This window comes from Acinetobacter sp. ANC 5045 (assembly GCF_004331005.1).
Classification (GTDB): domain Bacteria; phylum Pseudomonadota; class Gammaproteobacteria; order Pseudomonadales; family Moraxellaceae; genus Acinetobacter; species Acinetobacter towneri.
Genome location: NZ_SJNS01000007.1, coordinates 19,431 through 37,402, shown reverse-complemented (window position 1 = coordinate 37,402; position 17,972 = coordinate 19,431). Strand labels below are relative to the sequence as shown.

At 40.0% G+C, this 17,972-nt stretch carries 16 protein-coding genes, 1 tRNA gene and 1 pseudogene; 11 read left to right on the top strand and 7 right to left on the bottom strand.

The genetic code is table 11. The annotated features are described in order from the left end of the window. The first annotated feature begins 50 nt into the window (after nucleotides 1–50). The 6 genes from E0H79_RS07415 to E0H79_RS07390 all read left to right on the top strand — a co-directional run bounded on the left by E0H79_RS07415 (nucleotide 51) and on the right by E0H79_RS07390 (nucleotide 6,785). Nucleotides 51–1,415, top strand: coding sequence for an MFS transporter (locus E0H79_RS07415; protein WP_131261266.1), 1,365 nt, complete (start codon nucleotides 51–53; stop codon nucleotides 1,413–1,415). Between the two features lie 51 nt (nucleotides 1,416–1,466). After that, complete coding sequence (ssb, locus tag E0H79_RS07410; RefSeq protein WP_131261265.1) at nucleotides 1,467–2,042, top strand: single-stranded DNA-binding protein; 576 nt, start codon at nucleotides 1,467–1,469, stop codon at nucleotides 2,040–2,042. A gap of 234 nt (nucleotides 2,043–2,276) precedes the next feature. After that, nucleotides 2,277–2,840, top strand: a complete 564-nt coding sequence (gene ahpC, locus E0H79_RS07405; protein WP_131261264.1) for an alkyl hydroperoxide reductase subunit C — start codon at nucleotides 2,277–2,279, stop codon at nucleotides 2,838–2,840. Between the two features lie 201 nt (nucleotides 2,841–3,041). After that, nucleotides 3,042–3,926, top strand: a complete 885-nt coding sequence (locus E0H79_RS07400; RefSeq protein WP_131261263.1) for a pirin family protein — start codon at nucleotides 3,042–3,044, stop codon at nucleotides 3,924–3,926. Nucleotides 3,927–4,349: 423 nt separating this feature from the next. Continuing rightward, nucleotides 4,350–5,657: an FAD-dependent oxidoreductase gene (locus tag E0H79_RS07395; protein ID WP_004970183.1), complete on the top strand. Its 1,308-nt coding sequence runs from the start codon at nucleotides 4,350–4,352 to the stop codon at nucleotides 5,655–5,657. 297 nt (nucleotides 5,658–5,954) lie between these two features. Further along, nucleotides 5,955–6,785, top strand: a complete 831-nt coding sequence (locus tag E0H79_RS07390; protein WP_131261262.1) for an SAM-dependent methyltransferase — start codon at nucleotides 5,955–5,957, stop codon at nucleotides 6,783–6,785. Between the two features lie 70 nt (nucleotides 6,786–6,855). On the opposite strand, the pseudogene E0H79_RS07385 reads toward E0H79_RS07390, so the two are convergent. From E0H79_RS07385 to E0H79_RS07375, 3 genes and pseudogenes are all read right to left on the bottom strand, one after another. Next, a pseudogene (locus E0H79_RS07385) lies at nucleotides 6,856–7,113 on the bottom strand (PAAR domain-containing protein); the annotation flags it as partial. A 362-nt stretch (nucleotides 7,114–7,475) separates the two neighbouring features. Continuing rightward, a tRNA-Thr gene (locus E0H79_RS07380) sits at nucleotides 7,476–7,551 on the bottom strand. 205 nt (nucleotides 7,552–7,756) lie between these two features. Beyond that, nucleotides 7,757–7,984: a hypothetical protein gene (locus tag E0H79_RS07375; protein WP_004970172.1), complete on the bottom strand. Its 228-nt coding sequence runs from the start codon at nucleotides 7,982–7,984 to the stop codon at nucleotides 7,757–7,759. 394 nt (nucleotides 7,985–8,378) lie between these two features. On the opposite strand from E0H79_RS07375, the gene E0H79_RS07370 reads away from it, so the two are divergent. Genes E0H79_RS07370 through E0H79_RS07360 form a run of 3 tightly spaced genes read left to right on the top strand, consistent with a single transcriptional unit; the run spans nucleotide 8,379 to nucleotide 13,565 of the window. Further along, on the top strand, nucleotides 8,379–11,261 hold the full coding sequence (locus tag E0H79_RS07370) for a type VI secretion system Vgr family protein (RefSeq protein ID WP_131261261.1): 2,883 nt from the start codon (nucleotides 8,379–8,381) through the stop codon (nucleotides 11,259–11,261). After that, complete coding sequence (locus E0H79_RS07365) at nucleotides 11,261–12,874, top strand: glycoside hydrolase family 19 protein (RefSeq protein ID WP_131261260.1); 1,614 nt, start codon at nucleotides 11,261–11,263, stop codon at nucleotides 12,872–12,874. The genes E0H79_RS07370 and E0H79_RS07365 overlap by 1 nt, the downstream gene beginning before the upstream one ends. Then, entirely contained in the window at nucleotides 12,861–13,565 is a 705-nt protein-coding gene (locus E0H79_RS07360) for a hypothetical protein (RefSeq protein WP_004970164.1), read from the top strand. The genes E0H79_RS07365 and E0H79_RS07360 overlap by 14 nt, the downstream gene beginning before the upstream one ends. Nucleotides 13,566–13,619: 54 nt before the next feature. Here the strand turns inward: E0H79_RS07360 and E0H79_RS07355 are convergent, their stop codons facing one another. Beyond that, complete coding sequence (locus E0H79_RS07355; RefSeq protein WP_131261259.1) at nucleotides 13,620–14,540, bottom strand: Dyp-type peroxidase; 921 nt, start codon at nucleotides 14,538–14,540, stop codon at nucleotides 13,620–13,622. Between the two features lie 159 nt (nucleotides 14,541–14,699). Between E0H79_RS07355 and E0H79_RS07350 the strand changes: the two genes are divergently transcribed. Both E0H79_RS07350 and E0H79_RS07345 read left to right on the top strand, forming a co-directional pair. Continuing rightward, nucleotides 14,700–15,320, top strand: a complete 621-nt coding sequence (locus E0H79_RS07350) for a LysE family transporter (protein WP_131261258.1) — start codon at nucleotides 14,700–14,702, stop codon at nucleotides 15,318–15,320. A gap of 111 nt (nucleotides 15,321–15,431) precedes the next feature. Beyond that, nucleotides 15,432–15,830 carry a hypothetical protein gene (locus E0H79_RS07345; protein ID WP_131261257.1) on the top strand — a complete coding sequence of 133 codons (399 nt, stop codon included), beginning with the start codon at nucleotides 15,432–15,434 and terminating at the stop codon, nucleotides 15,828–15,830. Here the strand turns inward: E0H79_RS07345 and znuB are convergent. The 3 genes from znuB to E0H79_RS07330 are packed head-to-tail and all read right to left on the bottom strand — an operon-like array spanning nucleotide 15,827 to nucleotide 17,889. Further along, a complete protein-coding gene (znuB, locus tag E0H79_RS07340) occupies nucleotides 15,827–16,627 on the bottom strand; it encodes a zinc ABC transporter permease subunit ZnuB (RefSeq protein WP_131261256.1) in 801 nt (266 codons plus the stop codon). The genes E0H79_RS07345 and znuB overlap by 4 nt on opposite strands. Nucleotides 16,628–16,630: 3 nt before the next feature. Then, the gene (gene znuC / locus E0H79_RS07335) at nucleotides 16,631–17,419 is read right to left on the bottom strand and encodes a zinc ABC transporter ATP-binding protein ZnuC (protein WP_131261255.1); all 789 of its coding nucleotides are present in this window, start codon (nucleotides 17,417–17,419) and stop codon (nucleotides 16,631–16,633) included. After that, nucleotides 17,395–17,889 (bottom strand): transcriptional repressor, encoded by a 495-nt coding sequence (locus tag E0H79_RS07330; RefSeq protein WP_004970151.1) that lies wholly within the window; start codon nucleotides 17,887–17,889, stop codon nucleotides 17,395–17,397. The genes znuC and E0H79_RS07330 overlap by 25 nt, the downstream gene beginning before the upstream one ends. Nucleotides 17,890–17,972: the final 83 nt, after the last annotated feature.

The following is a 17,972-nucleotide window of genomic DNA, read 5'->3' as shown; positions in this document are numbered from 1 at the left end:
TGTTGTAGGATATCTGCAAATTCAAAATTATTTAGTTTTAGTCGATTGATATGATGAATGCCTTGGAACGCCGCTCGACCTTTGCTTTAAGCAGTATTTTTGCATTGCGCATGTTGGGTTTGTTCATGATTATTCCTGTGTTTTCAGTAGCAGGGCAATCGTATCAATATGCAACACCTGCCTTAATTGGGCTTGCTGTTGGGGTATACGGACTCACTCAAGCCATTTTACAAATTCCATTTAGCTTAATTGCAGACCGCTATAGCCGTAAACCTTTGGTGGTTTTGGGCTTATTATTGTTTGCTTTGGGTGGTGCAATTGCTGCCATGTCTGACACCATTTATGGCGTGATTATTGGACGTGCTATAGCCGGTGGTGGTGCGGTGTCTGCGGTGGTGATGGCATTACTGGCCGATGTGACCCGCGAAGAAAACCGCATGAAAGCCATGGCGGTGATGGGCATGAGTATTGGCATGTCCTTTGTGGTGGCCTTTAGTTTGGGGCCATGGCTTACAGATTGGGTCGGTATTTCAGGACTGTTTTGGGTGACCACAGTGATGGGGTTGGCCGCCATTCTCATGTTGCTGCTGGTGCCGAAAGTTACCCGTCATCATCGTAATTTCCAGCAAGGTTATGTACCGCAGTTAAAGCAAGTGCTAAAAATGGGCGATTTAAACCGCCTGCATGTATCCGTATTTACCTTGCATTTATTGCTGACAGCCATGTTTATTTATGTGCCTTCGCAGTTAATCCAGTTTGCCGATATTCCTTTACAGCATCATGGTTGGGTGTATTTGCCGTTACTGTTGGTCAGCCTGTTTGTAGCTTTCCCAAGCATTGTTTTGGCAGAAAAATATCGCAAAATGCGTGGCATTTTCCTGACGGCTATTGCAGGCATTATTTTAGGTCTGTTGGTACTGATTTTCGGGTTTGAATCAAAATACATTTTATTGTTGGGTTTGGGCTTATTCTTTATTGCCTTTAACGTCATGGAAGCCTTGTTGCCTTCATGGTTGTCTAAGGCGGCACCTATTCAGTCTAAAGCTACCGCCATGGGTGTAAATGCCAGCAGCCAATTTTTAGGCGCTTTCTTTGGTGGGATGATTGGTGGACAGTTGCTGTTACTGAATCACACTGCGATGGGTTGGAGTATTTTGACTGCGATTGCTATAATTTGGTTATTGGTTAGTTTTGGATTGGCGCAGCCGCGCTATCTTTCATCTTTGGTGTTGCGTTTGCCTGATAGTCGAGAAACAGATGAATGGACTTCTCAACTTTTAGCGATTCGTGGTATTGAAGAGGTCGTGGTGATGTCTGACCAGCAAGTGGCGTATGTGAAAGTGGATAAACAGCAAATTGATGATGCTGCGCGACAACAATTAACGCACTTGTTAGGGAAAGAGGTAGCCATTTAAGCATAACTCTTATAAAGTAAATAATAGAAACAAATAGGAAGAAAACGTCTAATGCGTGGTGTAAATAAAGTCATTTTAGTCGGTACTTTAGGTCGCGATCCTGAAACAAAAACTTTCCCAAATGGGGGTTCTCTCACCCAATTTTCTATCGCAACCAGTGATGTCTGGACAGACAAAAATACGGGCGAGCGTAAAGAGCAAACAGAGTGGCACCGTATTGTGTTGCATAACCGTTTAGGTGAAATTGCACAGCAATATCTACGCAAAGGTTCTAAGGTATATATTGAAGGTTCATTGCGTACGCGTCAGTGGACAGACCAAAACGGTCAAGAGCGTTACACCACTGAAATTCGTGGTGATCAAATGCAAATGCTCGATTCAGGTAATCGTGGACAATCTGACCAACAAGATGGCGGTTTTGCACAGCCACGGTTTAACAATAACCAAAGTGGCTATGGTAATCAGAATCAAGGTCAGGCTGCGGGTTATGGCAACCAAAATCAAGGTGGTTTTAACCAAAATCAGGGTAGTGGCTATGCCAACAATAACCCAAGTGGTTTTGCACCGAAGCCGCAAGCGGCGCCTGCAACCGCACCAGCAGATTTAGATGATGATCTACCATTCTAACTTAAGTTAAAACGGCAAATCATCCTCCAAACCCTTTGTTTCGACAAAGGGTTTTTTAATGCAGATTAGTGAGTTCAGCATTGGCTTGATCAATCAGTTTTTAAATAATAAATGGATTTTTAATTCTAAAAACCGATCATTTTTATAAAAAAGTACTGTTTTACCGATTCTATCGGGTTTTGTATTCTAACTACACAAGATAAGCAATCCCCGAAACGAATTGAGGAATACAGCATGAGTTTAATCAATACTCAAATCAAACCATTCAACGCAACCGCTTACCAAAATGGCGAATTTATTGAAGTGTCTGAGCAAGACCTTATTGGCAAATGGTCAGTAGTATTTTTCTACCCTGCAGATTTTACCTTTGTTTGCCCGACTGAACTTGCAGACTTGGCCGATCAATATGAAGAATTCCAAAAAATGGGTGTAGAAATTTATTCAGTATCTACAGATACCCACTTTACCCATAAAGCGTGGCATGACACTTCAGAAGAAATTAAAAAGATTCAATATCCAATGATTGGTGACCCAACTTGGACTTTGGCTAAAAACTTTGAAGTACTGATTGAGTCAGAAGGCTTGGCAGATCGTGGTACATTTGTGATTGATCCTGAAGGTAAAATTCAGATTGTAGAAGTCAATGCGGGTGGTATTGGTCGTGATGCGCAAGAGCTGTTGCGCAAAGTGAAAGCTGCGCAATATGTGCATGCACATCCGGGTGAAGTTTGCCCAGCCAAGTGGAAAGAAGGTGATGCAACACTTGCACCATCTATTGATCTGGTTGGAAAAATCTAAATCATCTAGCCATGAAAATTTCAAAATCCAGAACTTCGGTTCTGGATTTTTTATGCAATTTTTAAGATAGCGCAATACACTGCGCATCTTGCCAGGGATTATTCTATTCTTGCAATGCAGTATGCCAAATTTGTGCTAGGTCGCAGCTAAGCAAAATATTAAGATCAAAGTATCTTCCATATTCAGTTATAGGCATCACACATGAAAAAAATAATAGGTGTATATCGCAATCAGAACATGCATTGGGTGGGCGATGGCTTTCCCGTTAAAAACTTATTTTCTTATGATCGTTTAGGTCAGGTCATCAGCCCATTTTTAATGTTGGACTATGCATCGCCGTATCATTTTGATGCTACGACGGCACAGCATGGTGTGGGTTCACATCCACATCGTGGTTTTGAAACAGTGACTTTGGCCTATCAGGGCGAGGTCACACATCAAGACTCTGCGGGTGGTGGTGGCACCATTAAAACAGGAGATGTGCAGTGGATGACAGCAGGTGCAGGTGTGGTGCATGAGGAGTTTCACTCCAAAGACTATGCGCAGCAAGGCGGGCTGTTTGAAATGGTGCAGATTTGGGTGAATTTACCTGCTGCAGATAAAATGACAGCACCACGTTATCAGGCCATTGAGGCGCGAAATATTCCTGTGGTGGAGTTTGAAAACGATGCGGGTCATTTACGCATTATTGCAGGTCAATATGCTAATCAGCATGGGCCTGCGAGTACCTTTAGTCCAGTGAATGTTTGGGATGGGCAGCTTAAAGCCGAACAAACTCAGGCTGTGCATGTACCTGTCGATCACAATACTTTATTGGTGCTTTTAGAAGGAGAATTGCGTGTCAATGGCAGCCAACAGATGCTGGATCATTCGGTCATGCTATTTGCTCAAGATGGTGAAGCACTGATTCAGTTGGAAGCATTGCAAGATACTAAGTTTTTGGTGCTAACAGGCAAACCGTTAAATGAGCCTATTCAAGGCTATGGGCCATTTGTCATGAATACCAAACAGGAAATTATTCAGGCTTTTGATGATTTTAATCAGGGCAAATTTGGTGAAATTCCAATTCAGCATCAAGCGGGTTAAGCTTTAAAAAATCTTAGCCAAGAAAAAAGCCTCATGTCGATGTCCCGACCGAGGCTTTTGTTGTTCTGGCGCTGTCAAATTTCTAGTTTTAGCGGATTGATCATATTCCTTATGATAATTATATGTGATGTAGTTATCATTTTTGTGCTTGGTATCATAGCGTTTAGAGATTTATTTGTAAAACGAAAATTATAAAATTGGTGAATTTATCTACATGGTTTAGAACACTATTTATAGTATTAAAGAAATAATATGAATAAATTCTAAGGCTTATTTAAGCACTTTCTGATTGTTAAAAAATGTAATCATATTGCCAATGTACTTTGTGTTGTTTCTCTGTGAAAAGTACACAATCTGGTAGTTTTTAATAGCTCATTTTCCTTAGGCATGGTTCATAATTTCATAAAGTATGTAAAAAGATGGATGATCGGTTTGGATATCGCAGTGATCGGTAGTGGTATGGCTGGACTGGCTACCGCAAGAATTCTTAAAGATGCAGGGCATAACATTACAATTTTTGAGGCGCTGCCTGGTCGTGGAATGGACAGTCATAGCATCGAATTTGAAGATGGTTTAATTGATGCGCCGTTACGGGTCATGAACCCACATTTGTGGAAAAACACCCTCAGCTTGGCCACACATTTAGGCATTAAAACTTATCCTGTGCGTACTTATATGGCGTGCAGTTGGTTATTTGAAGATCGTACCGAAACTTGGCTGACCACAAGCCGTACCCGTATTGGTAATTTCCCAATCATTAACAACCGTAAAGGCATACAACAATACGGCTGGCGTTTGGTAAAAGGCATGTTGCAGTTAAAAACAGCCATCGCTAAATTTTTCAAATCTAAAAACCAAGACATTACCCTTGCGGAATTTATCAACCGTAACGAAATTGAAGAAGTGTTTTGGCATGGTGCAGTGATGCCAGTGCTTTACACCATTTGTACTTGTGACCCTAAAACCATTGGTGAATGGCCAGCAAAACCATTGTTGGTATTTTTACGCCAATTGACTGATGGTGATGCATTATTGCGTTTACAAGGTGGCACGCCTGCATTGGTTGATAAGTTGATTGAAGGTATTAATATTCAAAGTGGTGCAGCGATTACTCGTGTTCATCAACAAGAAGATGGTGTAATTGTTGAAAATTCTGAGGGTCAGTCGCAAACATTTGACCGTGTGGTGATTGCAACGCCAACCACCAAAGTCCAAGACTTCTTGGACAATCAACAATTTGCAGAAGATATTGAATTGCTTAAACAGTTCAAATTCGAGCAGGGTGATTTGGTGATTCACACTGATCAAACGGTGATGCCGCCAAAACGTAAAGATTGGTCTGTTTTAAGTTATATGATGGATCGTAAATTTACTCGTCAGCAATTTACGGTATGGCTTAACTCGATCGAACCAACTTTGGTCGGTAAATCGCCAGTGTTCCAAACATGGCGTCCAGTTACACCAATTGATCCGAAAAAGATCATTTCAACGGTAACTTTAACCCGCGCTGTGGTGGATTCAAAGACAGTGGCATTAAACAAAGAGTTGCAGCAGCGCCATCACCAAGACAATCGTAAAGTGTTCTTCTGCGGTTCATGGTCGTGCGATGGTTTACCAATTTTAGAATCTGCAGTGACTTCCGCTATGCATATTGCAGAAATTTTTGGTGCACCATTACCGTTTATTGATTTAAAACCACAAGTTGAGGTTGCGCCGCAATTAGGTTATTAAGTTTAGGGTCTGTTGATATTTCATAAATGGTTTGTGCTGTAGGCTAAAACTGAGCAGATCAGGCATGAAACGCAGGGAATAGCGAGACTATTGCCAAGTTTCATAACGCAATCTGAGAAAGTTTTAGCCACAGCCTTTCAGGACAAGCATATTTTTTGCTGCTATTGCGTTATGAGTCAGTCATTTAGAATGACTAAATTTCCTGCCTCATGCCTTATATCAGCTAAAAAATATGCGTTGTCGCAAACATAGATGAATTATCAACAGCCCCTCTTTTTTGAATTAGACTGAGTCAGTATGAAATGGCAACAGGCGATACGACAGCATTTTCCAAAACATAAATATGCCATTCAAGCGGCATATTTGGGAGATACTTCCGCACTGCCGTGGAGCAATTTAGGTTATTGGTCAGATGCAGTGGGATCTGATTATCCCGCTGCATGTCAAAATTTAGCAGCGCATTTGGCCGCAGCAGTGCATTTAAATTCAAAAGATGTTGTACTGGATTTAGGCTGTGGGCAAGGTGCCAGTCTTAAATATTGGTTGGAACACTATCAAATACAACGACTTGAAGCTGTTGAGCTACAAGATCATCATGTGCAGTCGATTCGACAACATTTAAATTCAAATATTAAAATTCACGCTGCTTCATTTTTAAATTTAAAAGCACTTTTTCCACAACCACGTTTTGATGTGGTGTTCTGTATTGATGCGGCATATCACAGTCATTTGAATTCATTTTTAAGTCAGGTCAATGCAGTTTTGAATTCAAACGGACGTTTGGGCTTTCATTATTTAATTTGGGCAGAACAAGCGCCACCACATGCATTCAAACAGCTGCAATATCGTGCCTTATTAAAATCTGCCGCTGTCAATTTTAAAGATCTAATGTCCGAAAGTCAGCTTCGAGCGGTTTTAGAACAGTTTGAATTTAAACAGATTCAGGTGGAAGATTTGTCGGCACAAGTTTTGGCGGGTTTTGCTGACTATGTGAATCAGCATCTCAAGCATCGAGTACAAACGCGAGATACAGACTGGTTTAAAATTGCCATGACCGCACGTTTATGTGCCAAGCTCTATGCAGATGGCTGGATTAAATATGTGCAGGTGAGTGCGGAAAAAGCTTAATCTATCGTAATCAGCTGCTAGATAATGAAGTTTTTCGGTGTTTGGATGTTCATAATTGGCTTTAAATCCCACCCACCACATGAAACTGCTTCGGTAAAATTTTTGCGCCACACGTCAATTGATCTCCGACATAAGCCACGGCTTTATCATCAAAAAGAATATGATCGTGACTTTTTATAATCGTGGACCAACGTTGGCACTGAGGGCAGAAATGTCCATCACCCGCCACTAAAAATAAATTTCCCATTTGAGAAACACGCATTTGGTTGGCAAGGATGATTCCACCATGATTGGTCATGGAATGATGCGTTGCAAAGCTTTGAGCCATGAGGTCTTCCTTAAACTGGAAAATTTTAGAGAAGCATTGTTTTAATACTCAATTTTCTAAGACTTATAATTTTAAATTTTTATTTTAATTCACAAAAATATTTCTAAATGTCAGTTTATATGGATGAAACATCAACAAAATAGACCATCAATATAAAAATACGATCTGAAATATGTGTACAGCATTCTAAATCATAAAATACATTTAACAAGTGAAAAGTCACAATCTTGTATTGCAATTGAAGTTTTGCAGATACATCGAAGCCCTAAATAAATTGGAGATTCGAGCAGCATGAGGAAGATAAAAATATACGTTTATAGAAACAAAAAACCTCATAAATTAAAAACTTATGAGGTTTAATATGGTGCCGGCACACGGATTCGAACTGTGGACCTACTGATTACAAGTCAGTTGCTCTACCAACTGAGCTATGCCGGCGTTGTGTAGAGAATTTTACAGAATTTTTACGTGTGCGCAAGCCAAAAAGTAACCGTTTAATGCAGGGCATAGAGTTTTTGAAGATTTTGTACACAGTATTTTGGCGCGTTACAAACGAGGAAATCACATAGAAGGTTTTGTATGAAATGAGCCCAGCGGGTGGGCTCATTGAAGAAAATAACTTGAAATGAAGTGTGAAAAGCGATTATTTATTTCTTAAGATGCGATCTAAATCCTGTGCACATTCTTCTAAGGTAAAGGCCATATCAAGTTGCATTTGTGGTTTGAGTTCATTTGCGAGCGTTCTCCATTGTTCAATTAGGCGAATGGCTTTTTGAATCTTATGTTTGTTGATGTCTTTGGCGATGGTAGGCGTATATCCTCCACGTTTAGCATTTTTAATTTGTTTGACATAATTTTGGCTGTTATTCATGTTCGCTCCCGAATAGCAGTTATATATGTAAGGCATTTGCATGCTTTTATTATGCTAAAGCTTAATGATGACCCTTTTATGTAGAAAGCTGAGATGACGAAATAAAAATAAAAAAAGGTTTTGATAAAAAACAATAAATTTCTTCACCTCTCCTTTTTTGACGGCATAACTCAGTTGTAGCATAGCGATTGAAGATTGTCTTGACTGCAGAGTAACGCAATGTGTCATGTTTGTTGATTTTTCATCAATAGAGGGATTGAGGATTATCAAAATTGGCGATGGAGATGGTCTTAACTGCAAATTCCGTTTATCGCTTTATCCATTTTACGCTCTAGATAATTGCCAAGTTGCTGATTAGAATAGCGCCACTATAAAAATAGCAACGATAATAACAATGCAAAGTTCACTCTTTGCTGTATTAGAAAAATTTGGCTTAAGCCCTCAACACCGCACAATTCATATCCAGTTTTCTAATTCAGCCTTAAATCATCAGGTCTTTTTGCAGTGCGTTTATGGTCAGCATGCCATCAACCAAGGTTTGCAGATGGATGTCTTATGCCTCTCACCGCATGCAAATTTGCCGTTGAAACAATTTATTGGCAGTCGGGTGGCTGTAGATCAACTCACCGATCAAGGCGAATTATTTCGACATAGCGGCATTATTACTGCAGCAGCGCAAGGGCAAAGTGATGGCGCGCTCAGTCTCTATAAATTGCAGATTCAGGATGCAACGGCTTTGTGGCATAAACGCCGCAACAGTCGGGTATTTATGAATAAAACTGTGGTGGAGGTGAGTGAAATTCTGTTTAAAGAATGGCAAGACCGCAGTGCATTATTTGCTGCAAGTTTAAGTTTAGATTTAAGTGGTCTCAGTCAGCGTTATGCAGTTCGACCTCTCATCATACAATCCAACGAAAGCGATTATGAGTTTTTAACCCGTTTGTGGCGTAGCGAAGGCATCAATTGGTTGGTGGATGAAAAACAACCTTGGGTTGAGTATTTTTTAACGCCTATGGATACACAAAAATTAAGACTGATTGAGCAGAATAGTCATTATCAGCCCTTAAAACGTAGACGAGTGGCATTTCAGCGTACAAGTGCAATCGAGCAGCGGGATAGCATTTACACTTGGATGGCACAGCGTAACCTGCAACCCACTGAAGTACAGTTACAACGCTGGCAACCCGATCTTTTGGCACAGGACCAAAATTCAGTACAGTTCACATCGCCCTTACAAAGTAGCACACAAAATAGTGAAGCTTTAAGTTTAGAACAGGCGTGGTGCGTGAGTCCTGCGTGGATGCAAGACTTAACTGGGCAAGATCAGGTGACAGCTGCAAGTACCGAACAATTAGAACAATTGGGACAACAATTGGCTCAGTATTATGATTTGCAGGCAAAATATTTTTCCGCGCAAAGTAATTTACGTGATGCGCAAGTGGGGTATTGGTTTGAATTACACGGGCATGCTGAAATTGATCAACATCCCCAAACTGAACGAGAGTTTTTAATACTGTCCAAACAGTTTTATAACCAAAACAATTTAGCACCTGAATTACAACAGCATTTTTTGAGTCTGCTGCAACAAAGTCAGTGGACATTTCAGTTACCGTTGGAGGGTGATCCTCAACAATTTTGTCAATTGAATTTGATTCGACGACATATTGCGCTCGTTCCAGAGTTTAATCCATTACTGCATCGTCCCGTGGCTTATCCACAGCGCGCTAAAGTGGTTGGACCTGAGGATGAAACCGTGCATGTAGATGCGTGGGGGCGTATTAAAGTTCGGTTTTTATTTACCCGAAGTGATGACCACTTGCATGATGGTGGTGCGGGTGCCAACGACAATGAGAGCGATTCGGCGTGGGTGGATGTACTCACACCGTGGGCAGGTGAGGGTTATGGTGCAAGATTTCACCCACGTATTGGTGAAATTGTGGTGGTGGATTTCTTTGATGGCAATATTGATCGTCCTTTTGTGGTTGGACGTTTACATGAGGCAGAACGACAACAGACACAATTCGATACAGTTGGAACTCTACCCGATACCAAATACTTGAGCGGGATTCGTTCACAAGAAATACGTGGTGCAGGGTTTAACCAACTTCGCTTCAATGACACCACCAAACAATTCAGTGCGCAATTGCAGAGTAGTCATGCTGCGAGTCAGTTGAATTTAGGATATTTGAGCCATCCAATGCGGCAGGAGGATTCAATTGGGCGCGGCGAAGGCTTTGAATTAAGAACTGATCGGTGGGGAGCTGTGCGTGCAGGTGCAGGCTTACTGCTTTCAACTCATCCACAAGCACAGGCACAAGCGTATCATTTAGATGCGAGTCCTGCCAAAAGGCAATTGGAGTCCAGTTTAGCGGCAAGCAAAGGCTTAAGTGAGTTGGCACAAAATCAGCAAACAGATCCTTTGGAAACACTGGAGCATCTCAAAGAATTTTTAAATCAAATTGAACTAGAAGATCAAACTAAAGCGGCAAGTTTTAAGCAGGCGGTTATGATTCTTTGTGCGCCCAACTCAATTGCAGTTTCAACTCAGCAAGATTTACACCTTTCTGCAGATCAACATATTCATCAAAGTGCCGCAGGCAGTATTAATGTTTCTACCCAAAAATCTGTGATTACACATGCACGCGATAAAATCAGTTTATTTGCAGCGGAGCAAGGTATACGTGCTTTTGCAGCCAAGGGTAAAGTCGAAATTCAGGCACAAGATGGTGCTATAGATGCAATTGCACGCCAGAAAATCAAGCTGATTTCTACGGAAGATCGGGTGGAAATTACCAGTCCAAAAGAAATTGTGCTAACGGCAGGTGGTTCACAAATCAAAATTAATTCAAAAGGTGTTTTTGTGAGTACTTCAGCTAAATTTGAGGCGAAAGCAGGACAGCATTGTTTTGAGGGTGGGGAACGGGTGGCAAGCGTCCAATACAGTTTGCCTCAAGCTGAGACTGAATATAGTCATCAAATTGATTATCAGTGGGATGTTGCAACTGAAGATGAGAAAGAGATTTTTGTTGTCGGAAAGCAAGATGGAAGGCTCATTAACACGAATAAAAATATACAAGATGCAAATCAGAGTGTCAGTTCATTAAGATTTTATACGTCAGAAAAAACTGAATTCGTTGCGTTAGGGTTTAATTCATCCTATGTCTATTTAACTCAGTCGGCTGTACAAGATAATAATATTGATGAATTATGGGCTGAAATAGAAGAAGAAACAGAATTAGAAGAAGATGAAGTTTATGCAGAAGAGGATTTAGGCTAATGAGTAATCTAGTCACAATTACATCAAAATTTTATGATCGTTCAGGGCGTCGGGTGATCAACTTAAATGTTATGTCTAGATACCAAGGTTCAAAACGTGAAAATCTTCAGAAAACTGATCTTCATGGGCAGTTTGTATTTCAGGCATCTCCACAAAGAACAGTAGAAATACTGGCAAAACCACCCAATCAAAAAGATTTTACTGTTTTTAAGGTCATTCATACATCTATTGGTTCATCATCACAAGATCCAATAAAAATTCAGTTACCTAAAACAATTGAAGAATATAAACAAAAAGAATTAGGTGAAACCAAAGCTAGAATTGTTACAACTACTTTTAAAGTGGTAGATTGTGCTGGGAAAGTGGTTTCAAATTTTCCTATTCAATCAAGACCTAGAGGGCGGAAAAATGCTTATGAACGATATACCAATGAAAATGGGATCGTGGAGGTATTGTCATCACCACAGCGTGATATTGAAATTTTGGTGTTAACTTCAAATGATCAATTTGTCGTGAAATGTGAGGTAAATTCTAAAAATGGCTCACAGCAGCCGATTTTAATACAACTCGATGAACCATATAGTAATTTCAAAAGCCGATCTGAATTAAAACTAAAAGATAGAACAGGTGAGCAGTTAATTGAAACTCCAACTGATATTGAAATGTTGATGTTGGATACGGGTAAAAAACAGATAATTACCATTTTAAATGGCAGTACTCCATTGTTCAGTATGGTGGGGCAGCGTTTGCAATTTAGAGTATTAAAGCCGAATGGGGATGCTTTAAGCCCTGTGACTTATAGTGCAAAAAGAATGCGTGCAGATGCGGTTGAATTGCGTTTGGATGTGGAGGTTGTTAAAGGTATCACGGCAGAGGGTAGGCCGAGTATTGAGAAAAGTATCAAGTATAATTTAGAGGAGATAGTTTCATTAAGTTTTTTTAAAGCTGTTTATGGCTCTAATAAACTATTTTCTCATCGTGTAATGAAAGGGCGATCGACACATAATACTCCACCTGAAAAATTTGTTATAGAGTTAAACAAAAGCCTAATTAAGCATAATCTTAAAGACAAATTAATGTTATGTCATTTTTTAGCACAAATTTATCATGAGTGTGATCATTTTAATACATTGATTGAGTATGCGAGCGGTAAGGATTATGATATTTCAAATTTTCCACCATCTGTTTGTGATATAAAAAAAAGCCGAGCATGTAGAAGAAGAAAACAAATTTTGGCTGAAGGAAACACCTCTTTAGGAGATGGCCCTAAATACAAAGGGCGAGGCTTAATTCAGCTAACTTGGAAAAGTGCGTATAAAAAATATAAAAGCTATTCTGGAATTGACGTGGTTAATAATCCGGAATTACTCTGTGATGATTTATTTCATGCTGTAGATAGCTCAGTCTGGGCTTTTAATGTATTTAAAAATGCTGATAGTTTAATTCACAAAGGATATAAAGATTTAAATGGCACTTATAGTGATAACTATCATTTAAAAGTTGTTGAATCTGTTAGTAGGAGAATAAACGGTGGAAATAATGGTATGGCTGAAAGAAAAAAATTATTTATAAAAATATTAAAAGAGGTTGAGAAAAGAGATGGGTTTAAATAAATTTTATCTATTTTTTTTATTGCTTTTTACTTGTTATGTATCGGCAGAAGAAATATTGATTAAAGAAAAAAATAGTATTTATTATAATGAAAACGGAGAAAATTTCTTATTATTTAATAAAAAAGACTATTGTTTTGATAAAGATGCTTTTTCAGTAGAGTATTTTGGTATTCCTTTAAAAAAATATGTAGTGGTCAATTATACTGAAGACTGTAATCCAAGTGGGCAGTATCGAATATTTGAAATTTCTTCCCTGAAGGCAAAAGAATTTTATTTAAGTCCTTTGTATGATCCTGAATTTATAAATAATCAGATTATTGAAAGGTTCAAAGATGGAGCAATCAGCTACAAAAGAATCTATACATTAAAGTCTGGAAGCTATTCAAGACAAGAGGAATGGAAATCTTTGGCTCCAAACATAAATATAAGTACTTATTTTTTAAATGGTTATAAAGTTTATGTGCTTAAAGATGACTTAGGAAGAGAGATTCAAAATCTGATGATAACTTCTCCTAAAGCATTCTTGTTTGATCGTTATTTTATTCGGAAAAAGTCTTATCTCATCCAAGGGGATCGAGTCAAAATAAACCATATTGCAAAAAACAAAGATAATTTTTTCCTAAGTATTGATTATATTAGTAAAAAAAATGGAGTGGTAAAGGCATATATTATGCTGTCCGATGTTATTTGATGTATAGGATAATCCTCATGAAGTCGCTTTGTAGCAACTTCATGATAGCTTTGATCAACCTTCCAAAACTTCTTCTAGCAGCTCCTCACTTGGGGCAAAGTAATATGCGCCATCCATGGCAGTCACAAAGTGCAATAAACGGTCATGGATGCCATCACCTGAAGTACCAAACATACGTTCTAACATGGCATCAATAATGCTCAAATCTTTGGTATAAGCAATAAAGAATAAACCCTGATCGCCCTTGCCATCACCATAAGGTAAAGAGTGGCGCAAAATTTCCATTTCATCGCCTGCATCATCTTCAACGACTGTACGTGAAACGTGCGAATTTTCAGGTTGTACATCTTCGTCTAATTCAATCGATTCAAGTTTGGTGCGTCCAATCACGTGTTCTTGGGCATCAACTTTGAGTTTTTTCCATTTTTCTAAATCGTGACAATAGCGCTGTGCAAAAATAAAAGAACCATCGGCAAACACGCCTGCATCTTCGCCTAAAAGTGCAACTTCGGCACGATCATCTGGAAATTGTGGGTTTTCGGTACCATCAATAAATCCCGTCATGTCGCGTCCATCAAAATAACGGAAACAGACCCGTTCATCCAAGACTTCAATTTTGTCTTGAATCCCCTCAAAAAATGCCTGACTAAGTGCAAAGCAAATATCCGCACGTGTACTGGCGAGGTGAATGATCACATCTGCAGGCACGGCAGGCATTGGGTACGCACCTTGAATCGGTTGTAATTGTTTAAAACCTTCTGGAGATTGCTGATAGAGCTGTGCCCAAAGTTCAGGACCAAAAGCAACGCCAGTTTTAATTTGGGCATGTGGATGTTGGGTAATCAAACGATCCCGTGTGCTAAACAAGTCAGCCAATTTTTCTTTTAATTCAGCAATGCTTAAGTATTTTAAACGAAGTACAAGAAAGCGAGCATGATCTGAAGGTAGTGGCAAAATTACAGATTGGGCAGTCATGTATAGCTCCTGAAAATTTGTTGTTTTCTATAAAGTTGACTTTATTGTGCCTGATTGCATGCAGGCTTAATAGCCCGAACCCGATTTTATTCAACGTTTTTAGCCATGAGATTAAGTGAAATATCATATAATGCACTGTCTTGTGAAAAGCAGCGATATATGTCTTATCAAGTTTGGATTGCGTTTATGTTGGCCTGTTGGGTGATTAGTGTTTCACCTGGCGCGGGTGCGATTGCTTCGATGTCGAGCGGTTTGAGTTATGGTTTTCGACATGGTTATTGGAATGCGATTGGTCTACAACTGGCTTTATTATTGCAAATTGCGATTGTAGCCGCAGGGGCAGGGGTATTATTTGCGACAACGCCTTGGGCATTTCTGATTGTGAAATGGTTTGGTGTGGCGTATTTGTTGTATCTGGCGTATTTGCAATGGGCAGCGCCTGCACAGTCGATTGAAATTCAGCATGAGCTGACGCGAAAATCTGCTGGAAAATTGGTGATGTACGGCTTTCTGGTCAATATGAGCAATCCCAAAGCAATTGTGTTTTTATTGGCAGTTTTACCGCAATTTTTAGATTTATCTAAACCGCAATGGACGCAATATGCAATTATGGCACTGACCATGATTAGTATTGATTTGATTGTGATGGCGGGCTATACGGGCTTGGCTGCAAAAGTTTTGCGTTTGTTAAGATCACCGAAGCAGCAAAAATTTATGAATCGTACTTTTGCTGCATTGTTTGCAGGTGCTGCGTTTTTGTTGAGTTTGGTGCATCAGTAATGTCTTCAATTACACAAAAGTGTACGCTGTAATTATAAAAATAGATTGAGACATACGTTGAAAATAAAATGTATTCCGCGAGCACTTTATTGGCAACATTGGTGGATCAGCATGTTGCTTTTAAGTTTTTCAACTTTAATTGCAATTGGATTAGCGATTCACTTTTCAGTAGATAGCGTGTTTTGGCCAATTGCTTTGATGGCACATTTGAGTATCAATTTGATTTTTTCTTTTGTATTTGCCGCCTTGCAAACTTATTTTAAACATACGGTGTGGCAAAGTGTGGTGTTGATTAATATTACGGCTGTGTTGTTGATTGCCATTCATGCAATGTTTTATCTACAAAAGATAGATTGGAATGCTGTTTCAGAAAGTCAGCAGCAATTGAGTCTTTTACAGCAAGTGATTCATAGTGATATAGCACTGTGGATAGCGTATATACTGCCATTTTTGGTCGTAATGCTCATTGCTGCAATACAAAAATATAGATATTCATTAACGAAAAACTAAGCTATCTTTCTGACTTTTTGCACGCTAAAAATTACTGCAAAAATGATCGCCATAGTCATCACAATGCTTAAACCTGTTGAAATGTTTAAGCCTGCACTTGACCATAAACCTACGCTGACTGCAATTTGCGCCACAATAAACGCCCAAATCACCATTTGTTTAGGCGAGTGAGCCAATAAACGTGCGGTTAAGGCGGGAATCACCAGCAATGCACCCATCAATAAAGAGCCGACTGCACGTAAAGCCAATACTGTAAATAATGCCAATAACAACATAAAAATCAGACGTTGCCATTGTGCATTCAGACCTTCACTGACTGCAATGTCAGGGTCAATTGCAATTTGAATTTGAGCCTGCCAAAACTTATAGAGTACCGCTAAGGCTGCAATAATGACCAAAGCAAATACGGGTAAATCTGCCCATGAAATGGTGAGTAAATCGCCAAATAAATAGCTCAGCAACTCAGGACGCAAACTTGGAATATGCTGAATAAAGAGCAAACCTGAACAGAGCAAGGTCGCAGAGCAGAGCGCCAATAATGCATCATTCGGCAACCGTGGATCATGTAAAATCCACAAAACACCCACCAATAATAATGCCAAGAATGTCACGCCCATCCACAGAGGTAAACTTAACGCGCCTGCAATTGCCACACCCAATAAAGTGCCATGCGCCATCGTATCGGCAAAAAAGGACATGCGTCGCCACAGCATTAAACAGCCAAGTGGGGCGGTCAAAAATACCAATAAACTGCCCATGATCCATGCAGGTAACAGCAATTGTAGCCAATCCATCATGGGTTAAGCTTCCGGTTCAGGGTGAATATGAGGACGTGAATCATGCTGACAAGGCTCGGCATGATCGCCATGGGCGCAGTGTTCATGGTGATGTTGATAAAACACCCGATTGGTTCCAAAAATAGCTTGGTATTCAGGATGTTGCTGTACATTTTCGGGCAAACCGCTACAGCAAATGTGTTTATTTAAACATACCACACGATGCGTACCTTGCATGACCCATTGCAAATCATGCGACACCATCAACACCGCACAGCCATATTTGCTGGGTAAGTTGCGCACATAGTCATACAGTTCAGCTTCGGACTGAATATCTAGTCCTTGCATCGGCTCATCCAGTACCAAAACATCAGGTTGACGTAATAAGGCGCGTGCCAATAGCACCCGTTGCCGCTCACCACCAGACAGTTGTTGTACTTTTGAATCTTGCAGTTTGGCAATGCCAGTATCGCGGATAATTTCTGCTTTAATTGCGTCTGGGCATTTTTCTAAAGCCAGTAAATCTTTCACTCTTAAAGGCAAGCTGTGTGAAGGATTAAACTTTTGCGGCACATAAGAAAAGGTCAATTTGCGAGCATTTACGAGCTTGCCTGCATTTGGTTTGACAATGCCAAGCAAGACTTTAATTAGAGTCGACTTTCCTGCGCCATTGGGGCCAATTAGCGTGACAATTTCACGTGCATGTAATTCAAAATCGACATTTTTTAAAATATCGCGCTCATCTATTCGCACCTGAATATTGTGCAAGGCGATGAGCGGTGCAGTGGTTATTTGCTGTTGCACTGCTGACATTTTCCAGAAATCTCAATAATGCTGTGATGCGGGCTAAAGCGGTCAGAGGCTGCCAACTGATCGAGTTGCTCTAATAAACCTTGCGCTGAAGCTTCTTTAACGACTTTACATTCAGTACAGATCAAAAAAGCCGCTTGGTGTCCTTCACGTGGATGACAGCAAGGAATATAGGCATTGATTGAAGTCAAACGGTGAATTAGTCCTTTTTCCAGTAAAAAATCCAAAGTACGGTACACCGTTGGCGGTGCTGCAGGACGATCAGACTCACTTTTAATTTTCGCCAATAAATCATAAGCACCCATTGGTGCAGATGCCTTGAGAATGAGTTCCAACACTTCTTTACGTAGCGGTGTTAAACGAGCACCTGTTGCCGCACATAAACTTTCAGCTTCGGCAAGACGTTGATCGACATTGTGATGGTCGTGAACGCCATGTAATGCATTGTGATGCTCGTGCGAACATAAGCTCATAGCCACCCCAGTTGAACTTTAAAAGAAAAACGACAGTAAATCTTAGCATGAAGCGTTATCAGTTTCGATTATACGTAGGTATT

Coding starts and splice junctions, on each gene's coding strand:
- E0H79_RS07415 (WP_131261266.1), top strand. CDS start 51: ATGATGAATGCCTTGGAACGCCGCTCGACCTTTGCTTTAAGCAGTATT.
- ssb (WP_131261265.1), top strand. CDS start 1,467: ATGCGTGGTGTAAATAAAGTCATTTTAGTCGGTACTTTAGGTCGCGAT.
- ahpC (WP_131261264.1), top strand. CDS start 2,277: ATGAGTTTAATCAATACTCAAATCAAACCATTCAACGCAACCGCTTAC.
- E0H79_RS07400 (WP_131261263.1), top strand. CDS start 3,042: ATGAAAAAAATAATAGGTGTATATCGCAATCAGAACATGCATTGGGTG.
- E0H79_RS07395 (WP_004970183.1), top strand. CDS start 4,350: ATGATCGGTTTGGATATCGCAGTGATCGGTAGTGGTATGGCTGGACTG.
- E0H79_RS07390 (WP_131261262.1), top strand. CDS start 5,955: ATGAAATGGCAACAGGCGATACGACAGCATTTTCCAAAACATAAATAT.
- E0H79_RS07375 (WP_004970172.1), bottom strand. CDS start 7,984: ATGAATAACAGCCAAAATTATGTCAAACAAATTAAAAATGCTAAACGT.
- E0H79_RS07370 (WP_131261261.1), top strand. CDS start 8,379: ATGCAAAGTTCACTCTTTGCTGTATTAGAAAAATTTGGCTTAAGCCCT.
- E0H79_RS07365 (WP_131261260.1), top strand. CDS start 11,261: ATGAGTAATCTAGTCACAATTACATCAAAATTTTATGATCGTTCAGGG.
- E0H79_RS07360 (WP_004970164.1), top strand. CDS start 12,861: ATGGGTTTAAATAAATTTTATCTATTTTTTTTATTGCTTTTTACTTGT.
- E0H79_RS07355 (WP_131261259.1), bottom strand. CDS start 14,540: ATGACTGCCCAATCTGTAATTTTGCCACTACCTTCAGATCATGCTCGC.
- E0H79_RS07350 (WP_131261258.1), top strand. CDS start 14,700: ATGTCTTATCAAGTTTGGATTGCGTTTATGTTGGCCTGTTGGGTGATT.
- E0H79_RS07345 (WP_131261257.1), top strand. CDS start 15,432: ATGTTGCTTTTAAGTTTTTCAACTTTAATTGCAATTGGATTAGCGATT.
- znuB (WP_131261256.1), bottom strand. CDS start 16,627: ATGATGGATTGGCTACAATTGCTGTTACCTGCATGGATCATGGGCAGT.
- znuC (WP_131261255.1), bottom strand. CDS start 17,419: ATGTCAGCAGTGCAACAGCAAATAACCACTGCACCGCTCATCGCCTTG.
- E0H79_RS07330 (WP_004970151.1), bottom strand. CDS start 17,889: ATGAGCTTATGTTCGCACGAGCATCACAATGCATTACATGGCGTTCAC.